We start from the raw sequence: 9010 nt of genomic DNA, 5'->3' as shown, positions 1-9010 counted from the left end.
CCAAGAAATTCCCGTATCCTGCGATTGTCAGCGTGTACTTGCCGTCTTTTTCCTGTTTGTCAATGACCTTGCCAATCGTGAGACCAGCATACGACTGTCTCAACTGTACCTGCCCCATCTCCAAACGCTCCACTTTCTGCTCTAGTTCGTGTAGCTGGATTCCAAAGTGAAACATGATGACAAAAATAAACATCGTCATGATCCAGACACCGACGAGCGCTGATTCCAAAATTCCTTTTTCTCGTTCAGTCACTTAGTACCTCCCAGCAGCTTTCTCAAACTGACTTTTCTTCACTAAAAATGTACTCCCCCCTGCAACCTTGAAAAGATAGTCACCTTCTTTAACATCCACAACCTCACCTCTCAAGATCACTTTATCTCCAGTGCTGAATGTCTCTGGCTCAATCCTATTGTCCTGATCCGTCTCCTTGGCAAGCCAATGGGAATACTTTTGGCCTTTTTGGATATCTTCTAAGCCATTCTTCTGGTCTGCCCGTAACACGTACTTGATAATATTTCCCTTCAGGTAGCCCCTGAATTCCTCTTTCGTCAAGAAATTCTTAATAACTTCAATCACTTCGATGCCGAATCGACCTTGATAGTGTTTCGGCTTATTTACGTTATCAGTCATTTTTCTTCCTCCTTTGTTTGCGCCCTTACGGCCTCAAGCAGTGAATCCTGAGACACTTCCTTATTTTTCAAGACTTCCAAGACCCGTTCATCTAAAGTTCCCTTTGAAACTAGGTGATGGACAACTACTGTCTCCGTTTGACCTTGCCTGTCCAATCTTGCATTAGCTTGCTGGTAGTACTCAAGGCTCCAAGTCAAACCGAACCAAACTATGATATGGCCTCCTCTTTGCAGATTCAAACCATGACCTGCCGATTGCGGGTGAGCTAGGAGTATTGGGATTTCACCATTGTTCCAACGTTCAAGGGAGTCTAATTCTTCTGCCTCCTTAAACCGTGCTTTGATTCGTTCAAGATCATGTTGGTATTGGTAAAAAACTAGAATCGGCTGACCTTGGCTATCTTCCACAATCCTCTCCAGGGCATCTAGCTTATCATCATGAAGATGCACTACCGATTTATCATCATTGTAGATAGCCCCATTCGATAGTTGAAGCAATTTATTAACTAGAACTGCTGCGTTCGAAGCTGTCACTTCCTCCTCTTCAAGCACCAAATCTCTCTCCAGTTTCTTGTACTTCCTGTAATCGGACAGTTCAATTTCTACAACATTATCTATTCGACCAGGTAGATTTAGATAATCCTTGGCCTTCATGGATATACAAATATCTTCCAACTTGCCATAGATTTCTTCCTCCGCTCCCTGTCTCAAAGCCCAGCTATATACGATAGGTCCATTATATTTATCAGGGGTGAAATATCGACTCTTGTACCTAGTCTGACTTGTCTCTAGCCTCTCACCCCTGTCCATCAGATATATCTGAGGCCACAAATCAATTAAACTATTTGGGGCAGGAGTACCTGTCAACCCCACAAACCTTTCTAGCTTAGGCCTAACTTTTCTTAAGGCTCTAAACCTCTTTGATTTACTGGACTTAAAACTGGATAACTCATCTACAACGACAAAGGTGAAAGGCCACCTCGTTTTAAAATAATCTACTAACCAAACCACATTCTCGCGATTGATGATGTAGAGATCAGCTTTCGACTCCAAAGCTGCTATCCTTTGTTTTGTTGTTCCTAGAACCTTGGAATAAGTCAGGTCAAATTCCCATTTTTCAATTTCAGTAGACCAAGTTTCCTCTGCCACCTTCTTAGGTGCTATGATTAAGATTTTATGTTCCTCACAAAAGACATTCTTCAACTCATCAATGGCGGCTAAGGTCGTCAAAGTCTTACCAAGACCCATATCGAGAAGCAGCCCACAGTAAGGGTGTTCCAAGATCCAGTCCTTGGCATACTCTTGATACTCATGTAATTTCATGCCATTTCCTCTAAAGCCCTATCGACCGACTCATAGGAATCCACAACCCAAACCTTATGGCCTAGATCCTCCAGCTTTTTGAATAGGGCTAGTTGACTTGGTCTTGGCTTTTTGCCAGGAGCTTTCACCTCCACAAAGAAAACTCCTTGCGGCAAAATGACAATCCTGTCTGGAACTCCTATCGTCCCTGGGCTAGTGAATTTCAGGCACATCCCCGGGCATTTTCTTTTCAAATAGTTTTCAATATCTTTTTCAGACTTCATCCTTCCTCCAAAATTATTACTAATTAGGGTTACAGTTTTTTCCAACTTACTTTTTCTTTTTATATATACGTATACACGTACTCCCTATATACGTGTTTTATATATATATTATTTATATTTAAGTTAAAGAGAGAAAAGTGGTAACTTTGTAACTTGACCTTAAAAACTCAAGCGTGGCAAAGGTTTTGTCGGTTACAAAAAAGGGACAAAGGTGACATTTCAAGATTGATTTGTTCTATATTCGCCGTTCAGGTTACAAAGTTACAAGTCTTTAAAACTCTTTAAACTTTTTTCGGCTTTCTTAAAACCTGTAACTTTGTAACCCCTGACGAATTCTTTCGGAAAATGTAACCCGAGATGTAACCACTAAAACTCGCTTTTTAAGGTAAATCCAACCCACGATCTGACGGATTTACCTCCTATCTTGACGTTCTTGTTTTCAAAATGCAGCTCCTGCAAACGTTGGTTAAAGGAATTTCTAGCTAGAGGTTTGTATCCTGAATCGATACAGTATTGCCTGTATTCTGGATAAACCTCCGAGACCGGAGCCTTCTTACCATCTCCAATATCGCACTCGTCCTCTAGGAACAAGGCAACGACATCATTTCCTTTCTCCCAGCGCTCAACGCTTTCCAGCATAGAAGTACTAATGCTAAAATCTCGTCTGCTTAGTGCCTGCCGAAGCCCCTCCATGGCCCTGTTAAAGATACCTGGTATCTCAGCCATAATCTGATCAAGTGGATATTGTTCCTTAACTTCCTTGGTCAAAACCTTATTCATCTCAAGAATCAACATCCGTCTCTTGAGACCTCCGCTGAAATCCCGCATAGGTGGCAATTCATTCATGGCAAAGCTTAACTTAGCGTAGTTGTAGAAGGTAATTGGTTCTTTGTTTTTTCTATCTGCGTGAATACTATCTTCACCCGTCAACATTTTCAAGGTAGCCCCGTCTGCTAAATATTGAGGCTTAGCGTCTGTATCAAAGTTGGCCGTCTTACGATAGAGACCAATTTTGGCAAAGCGCTCCTGCATGAGGTACTGAAGAGTGACAGCGGAATAATTACCATCTCCAATCATAGCCCGAAGGATATTGATGACTGTAGATTTACCTGTCCCTCCGACACCTTGGACAAACAGCATTTTTTGAATCGTATACTCTCTGTAAAAGTTATAGCCAAACCATTCGAAGATGAAATCTACATTTTCAGCTCCTACAACTTCCTTGATAAAACCAATAAAAGTGGGACAATCCGCACCTTCTTCGTAAACAACAGGGTGGCTGGATCTTGCATGCAAGTCTGGATCAAACTGACCAACAAAACTGTCCTCCTTCAAGTCATAGACTCCATTAGCTAGTACAATCTTGTTGACATCACTTTCCTCAAAACTTTCTTTTGAAAAAGCTAAAGCCTTAATCGCTGCGATTGTTTCATTAATGTGTCTGATTTTCGTAATCTTTACCAACTTCTTAGTAGTGATGTAGCTTCTAAGGTAGTCCTCGGCATTGGGAATCCAGATGCCTTTTTCAGCCTCATAGCGTAAGAACTCTAGTCCGTCATACCAGACAGGGACCTCTCTTAGAATCTGCTGGGCTAAAAGATAACTATTCACTTCAGGATTTCCCCGTTCGTCAATCGTTAGCCAAGAGCCATCGTCTTCAACAGGAAGATCCTCATTGAAATCCCCAATCGCTTCTTCCAGTAAACTAGCTTTGACACTTGGTAGTTTGGCAACCCATGCGTTCATGGCCTTACTAGATGGAAGTTTGTTAGTCGGGGTGTTCTCTTTAGCGTCTGCATCCAGTTCCCCAAACTTATGAATCCGAACCAAATCATAACTGTTCACCAAGGTATCTCCCACTGGATCCGTACCGTGGTGGCTGTAGGCAAAAACATCATCATAGAGTACAAGTCCGTTGGCTGCTGACCCATCCACATAGGTATAACGATCAGGAGTTGAACCTTCTACATAAATCTCTGGTAAAAATTCAGCTATGGCCTGCTTGATGTCATAGGTCCTACAGAAGGCACCAACCAACCCTTTCTTGGCTAGAGGGTCTCCTTGCTTTTTAGCCTCCCGACTTTTCTGGATAACATGCGTCGGACTTTCTGGCCAAAAGCTAGAATCCTTCCAATCGGGAAATGTGTCCAGAATGTCATCCACATTGGCAAACACTTCATCATTAAAGCGAAACTCAAACTCTGCCTCCCTAGCATGGCTTGGCCAATACATCAAACGGACATCCTGATAGGTCGTATCATCAAAGTTAGCCATCCCAAGCTGATTGGCCAAGTAGCGGGCCACAGGTTCATATTCATCTGGAAGCATAAGACGATCTGTCGGAATCAGTATGCGATATTTGGGAGCTTTAGGGCTATGACTATGAGTGCTATAAAGCACATAAGCATAATCAGCCATCAGATCCAACCTGTCTAAGAAATCCTCTGACGGGGAGTCTGCATCAAGAGCAACAAGAGACCTACTCTGTACATTCCCGTTACGACGCTTCCCTTGTTTCAGCCAGCCGCCGACAAATCCCCCAACATCCTTGACTTGCCCCTTTTCGGATCGGGTCATTTTTTGATATTCCGCGAACGTCTCCTGAGTGACCGTTGGAGAAGCTAGCCTATCGACTAACTCCTCCCAGGTCATGGAGATATTCTTCCAGGTCTTAGTTGCACGAGAAGCCCCCACTGAGAGCTGGAGTTCCTTATGAGGATCATGTCGTATCTTCGTTTGTAGTTCTACCATAATCAATCCTTCATATAATATTTAGTCACATAGCCTTCACTGTTCAAAGGCAGTCCGTCCGCCCACTCAGGAGTCTGGGCCATAAGATCGTTAATGATTTCAATTGTTGTCCCGCTACTCTCCACAATACACTCATCATGTACATGGAAAACAACAGGGAAGCCGTCTTCTTCAAGTCTCAAAATGGCTTCTGCTAGAATATCCCTTGCTGTAGCTTGGACGATATTCTCGACCAGTTTTCCTCCATAAGTATCCAGCCTAGTGAAGTAAGCTCTATCCCCCTGACCTTCATAGGTCAATTTATCGCCATAGTCTCCCACCTCTAGCTTGACCCTGGCGTAGGCTAGGTGGCGTCCACTGGGCAATTGGATCAAAAGGAAACCCTTTCGATACTTAAAGGTTAAGCGCCCCATCCGAACGGTTGAACGTCTACGAACTGCTTTCTGTGCTGCCGTCTGAACATCTTTCCAAAATCGGACTATTTTAGAGTTGGCTCTCCGCCAATCATCCACTAGCCCTTGAAGCTCTTCCTCTGGAACTCCCATCTCAAGGGCTCCCATAGCTTTAAGCGCTCCAGGTCCTCCTTGATAACCCAAAGCCAGTTCGGCGATTTTTCCCCGTTGACGTAAGTCTTTATCTATATCTTCAATAGGGATATGAAACATTTGACTAGCTGATGCCTCATAGATTTTGCCGTGCGTTCGGAATACATCTAACCTCCACTGCTCTCCTGCATACCAGGCGATCACACGAGCCTCAATCGCAGAGAAGTCCGAAACATAAAATTCCTTTTCTCCTCCTGCCACAAGAGCTGTTCTCACTAGCTGCTTCAAGGTGTCATTCAGGCTATCGTATAAAATTTCAACCGCATCGATGTCCCTAGCTTTAACAAAATTTCTAGCATCATCTAGATCCTTGAGATAGTTCCTAGCAAGATTTTGAACCTGCACCACACGACCAGCCCAACGACCTGTTCTGCTTGCACCGTAGAACTGGAGGAGTCCATGAACACGTCCATCTGTGCACATTGCCCGTTCCATGGCTTCGTACTTTTTAAGGCTTGACATGGCAGTCTGTAGCTTAAGTTCCAGAACACGTTTTAAATCTCCAGTCGCTGTCTTTAGCTCCTTTTGAACATCTGCCTTAGTCAGACCTTCTGCCGAATAGCCGTTGTTCTTTAGCCAAGGTAGTAGCTGGGCTCTACTGTTGGGATTATCAAGTCCTGTTGTGGATTTCAACTCATCAAAGAGCATCTCCATCTTGACATCCTTACAATATAAAGCCGACTCTACCAACTCACTATCTAGGGCTACACCTCTGTCATTGATTCGTTGATCTGCAGAATAATAATCCCACTCCCTTTCAGCAACAGGCAAGACAGATAATCTTTCAGCGATAGCCATTTCAACAACAACGTCCTGGATACAATATTCAATGAACTTCTGCCATTTTTCAGGATCATGCTTGGGTAAGTTTCGGGTTCTGCCACCATTGGCTTTAGTAGGCTTACAGGGAACCGAGAAATACTTAATCAGGTTCTTACCTGCCGTATCTTTCTCTTGAGCTAAATTAAGATAGCTCGCACACCTCTCGAGGCTCGCAGGCAAGCCTAATTCCTGGGCATGCACCATTGTGCACCGCCATTGGCTAGGGTCTAAATAGTAAGGAACACCTAGGTGCTTACTCAGACAAACCCGTTCAAATTGAGCATTAAAGGCTGATTTCTGAACATCATTTGAGAAAATAGCCTCTTGAATTTCCTTTGGCAAAGCCTCCTTGGTCAAGTCAAGACACTTGACAGGAGAGCCATCCAAAGAATAGGCAAACAACAATACCTCGAAATCAGGGGCGTCCACATACTTGTAGACGCCATCCTTGATGTTATTCGAGGAGTAAGTTTCAATATCTATGTTGAGGTAGTGCATAAGCCTATTCCTTATAAGATATCGTCATCGTCTTCTTCATCCTCTGTCCACTCATCGAAGTCCGCATCCGCTGAAGAACGTCCTCCGAGATAATCTCCTTTGGCCAAAATCTGTACATTATTCAGACCGCAAGAGATCCCTTTATTCCCTGCTGTGTTATAGGCATAAGCATTAAGAGATACTCGGGCGTAGACTCCAGAATAGACCTCATCCGGAGAATCAACTGGATTCTTGTACTTATCAATGATCTGTGGTTTGGTCTTGCTAGATACTGACATAAACATATGCCCTGCATATTCTGGATGTTCTTCCGTATCTATTTCCTCGTCACCATCACGCAAAGTGGTTTTAACTCGTTCCCACTTAATGCCCTTCAACTTGTCGTTTTTAGCAGCTTCATAGGCGGCTTTTTGAGCCTTTTTAATGCGATTGATAGTTTCTTTATCTTCTTTAGGAATGAGAATCACGGTAGAGTATTTAGCTTCCTGACCTTCGAAAGCTTTCGGTTCAAGTAGTGCTACATAGCTAAGACGTACTTTACCTGTGATGATTTTAGTTGTTGCTTGTGTTGTTACTGCCATAATTATTCTCCTTCAAAATCTTTAATTGCTTGTTCTAAACTGTTTAATGCTGGTCGCTTGTCACTTTCCTGGACAAGGACTGGTTTACCTTGTGGCTTTTCAATGACTTCCGCTAAAAGTTCAGCGAAAGTAGACTTGCCAATCAATTTCTCTAAAGCCCCCATAGCTAGAAGCTCTTTAGGTTTATAGATTTCATCATCAAAACCATTGTCATGTAGGATGTCGATTGCCTTAGTTTTGTCTGTGATAACCCGATTACTTCGACCTTCTACTAATTTATAGCCAGGGACTTCCTTACCGTCCAGGGCTTGTTTAAGAGCATAAGCTTCCACAGACTCGACCCACTTCTTTATCTCGCTGGCTCGATCCAGAATCTCTTTCAGGGCCTCATCAGAAAGATAGACAGGCTCCTCAAAATCGTAGCGGTCAATAATCTCCCAGTTCTTCTGAGCCCAAGGTACTAGCTTAGCTGCCACGGGAGACCATTTTAAGACTTCCTCATTTAAGTCCCAATCTCCAATTCCAATTTCAGCCTGAGACGCTCTAGGCAAAACATAGTTATCCGCCCAATAGAGCAACTCGTCTACGAAAATTTCAACTGAACTGACTGAATCCAAACGGGGCTGAACGATTGTCATCTTTATCTTGTCAAAGCTATAGAGTAGGTCATAGGCAGCGTAAGCTCCTAAAGCGTAGAGACTCATTTGTGGATTCAACTTAGCGGATACCGGAACCCCTTTACCGTATTTCAAATCGATAATCTCAAGAGTGTTGTCAGCCAAGATTACCACGTCAGAGGTCCCAAATCCGTTAGGCACCCAGTCAGAGAAATCAACCCGTTTCTCTAGTTCCATGCTAGCCTTCTCATAAGCATTAAAATGTTCCATGACAATGTCGGTGTAGAGCTCTGTCATTTCCTCCATCTCTTCGTCATAAAAAGCTGCACTCGCTTTGAAATCCTTAAGCTTCTTATTGAACTCACGTTTCTTAATCTTGCCTGATTTATACATGAGCTTAATTTCTGATAGTTCATGAGCACAGGTTCCTTCTTGAGTATAGACCGTGTTCTTACTTGGTATCTCTGCTTCTAGTCTCGGTAGCATTGGACAGTGTAGCCACCGATGTGAGCTAGAAGCTGACAAAAGGGCATGGGTTTCTACTGGCATTATAGTTCCTCCAGTTTTTCATAGAAGGCTGCATAATCCTCTTCCTCAAGCCCGTCTATCCTTTCCGCGCCGAAGTCAGCTAACAGCACCTTAATAGCCTTGGTTTTCTTCTCCTCCATCTTAGCCTTGGTCAGAGCCTTAATTTCATCCAAAGTTATAATCTTCTCATCTTGATTCGGAGTTTCATCTTCCTGGACTTCTTCTTTTACAGCTTTAGGTGCTTTCGTAGCTGATTCTCCCAAAGCTTGGCGCATATTCTCAAAAACTTCTTCTAAGCTAGAGCCTTTAAATGTTAGTTCAATCATCATTTCTCTCCTTTGTGGTATAATTTGTGTGTGTTATTGGTGACGGCATTCCTTATGCCGTCTTTT

At 43.2% G+C, this 9010-nt stretch carries 8 protein-coding genes and 1 pseudogene; all 9 read right to left on the bottom strand.

Going from position 1 to position 9010, the window contains the following annotated elements:
• A pseudogene (locus tag JEQ21_RS03610) lies at positions 1-253 on the bottom strand (DUF1372 family protein); the annotation flags it as partial.
• Entirely contained in the window at positions 254-631 is a 378-nt protein-coding gene (locus tag JEQ21_RS03605; RefSeq protein WP_199363993.1) for a DUF3310 domain-containing protein, read from the bottom strand.
• On the bottom strand, positions 628-1953 hold the full coding sequence (locus tag JEQ21_RS03600) for an SNF2-related protein (protein WP_199363992.1): 1326 nt from the start codon (positions 1951-1953) through the stop codon (positions 628-630). Before JEQ21_RS03600 ends, JEQ21_RS03605 begins: the two co-directional genes overlap by 4 nt.
• On the bottom strand, positions 1950-2216 hold the full coding sequence (locus JEQ21_RS03595; protein WP_199363991.1) for a VRR-NUC domain-containing protein: 267 nt from the start codon (positions 2214-2216) through the stop codon (positions 1950-1952). Before JEQ21_RS03595 ends, JEQ21_RS03600 begins: the two co-directional genes overlap by 4 nt.
• A gap of 366 nt (positions 2217-2582) precedes the next feature.
• Entirely contained in the window at positions 2583-4967 is a 2385-nt protein-coding gene (locus tag JEQ21_RS03590; protein ID WP_199363990.1) for a DNA primase family protein, read from the bottom strand.
• A 2-nt stretch (positions 4968-4969) separates the two neighbouring features.
• Complete coding sequence (locus tag JEQ21_RS03585) at positions 4970-6892, bottom strand: DNA polymerase (protein ID WP_199363989.1); 1923 nt, start codon at positions 6890-6892, stop codon at positions 4970-4972.
• A gap of 11 nt (positions 6893-6903) precedes the next feature.
• A complete protein-coding gene (locus JEQ21_RS03580) occupies positions 6904-7473 on the bottom strand; it encodes a DUF2815 family protein (protein ID WP_199363988.1) in 570 nt (189 codons plus the stop codon).
• 2 nt (positions 7474-7475) lie between these two features.
• Positions 7476-8639 (bottom strand): DUF2800 domain-containing protein, encoded by a 1164-nt coding sequence (locus tag JEQ21_RS03575; RefSeq protein WP_199363987.1) that lies wholly within the window; start codon positions 8637-8639, stop codon positions 7476-7478.
• Complete coding sequence (locus tag JEQ21_RS03570) at positions 8639-8944, bottom strand: hypothetical protein (RefSeq protein WP_199363986.1); 306 nt, start codon at positions 8942-8944, stop codon at positions 8639-8641. The genes JEQ21_RS03575 and JEQ21_RS03570 overlap by 1 nt, the downstream gene beginning before the upstream one ends.
• Positions 8945-9010: the final 66 nt, after the last annotated feature.

Origin of the sequence: Streptococcus sp. 121, from assembly GCF_016458205.1 — a bacterium.
Classification (GTDB): domain Bacteria; phylum Bacillota; class Bacilli; order Lactobacillales; family Streptococcaceae; genus Streptococcus.
This window is presented reverse-complemented; position numbering and strand designations above follow the sequence as displayed.

What these genes read in the sequence shown, in the direction of transcription:
- JEQ21_RS03605 (WP_199363993.1), bottom strand. Translation starts at nt 631, where the DNA reads ATGACTGATAACGTAAATAAGCCGAAACACTATCAAGGTCGATTCGGC.
- JEQ21_RS03600 (WP_199363992.1), bottom strand. Translation starts at nt 1,953, where the DNA reads ATGAAATTACATGAGTATCAAGAGTATGCCAAGGACTGGATCTTGGAA.
- JEQ21_RS03595 (WP_199363991.1), bottom strand. Translation starts at nt 2,216, where the DNA reads ATGAAGTCTGAAAAAGATATTGAAAACTATTTGAAAAGAAAATGCCCG.
- JEQ21_RS03590 (WP_199363990.1), bottom strand. Translation starts at nt 4,967, where the DNA reads ATGGTAGAACTACAAACGAAGATACGACATGATCCTCATAAGGAACTC.
- JEQ21_RS03585 (WP_199363989.1), bottom strand. Translation starts at nt 6,892, where the DNA reads ATGCACTACCTCAACATAGATATTGAAACTTACTCCTCGAATAACATC.
- JEQ21_RS03580 (WP_199363988.1), bottom strand. Translation starts at nt 7,473, where the DNA reads ATGGCAGTAACAACACAAGCAACAACTAAAATCATCACAGGTAAAGTA.
- JEQ21_RS03575 (WP_199363987.1), bottom strand. Translation starts at nt 8,639, where the DNA reads ATGCCAGTAGAAACCCATGCCCTTTTGTCAGCTTCTAGCTCACATCGG.
- JEQ21_RS03570 (WP_199363986.1), bottom strand. Translation starts at nt 8,944, where the DNA reads ATGATTGAACTAACATTTAAAGGCTCTAGCTTAGAAGAAGTTTTTGAG.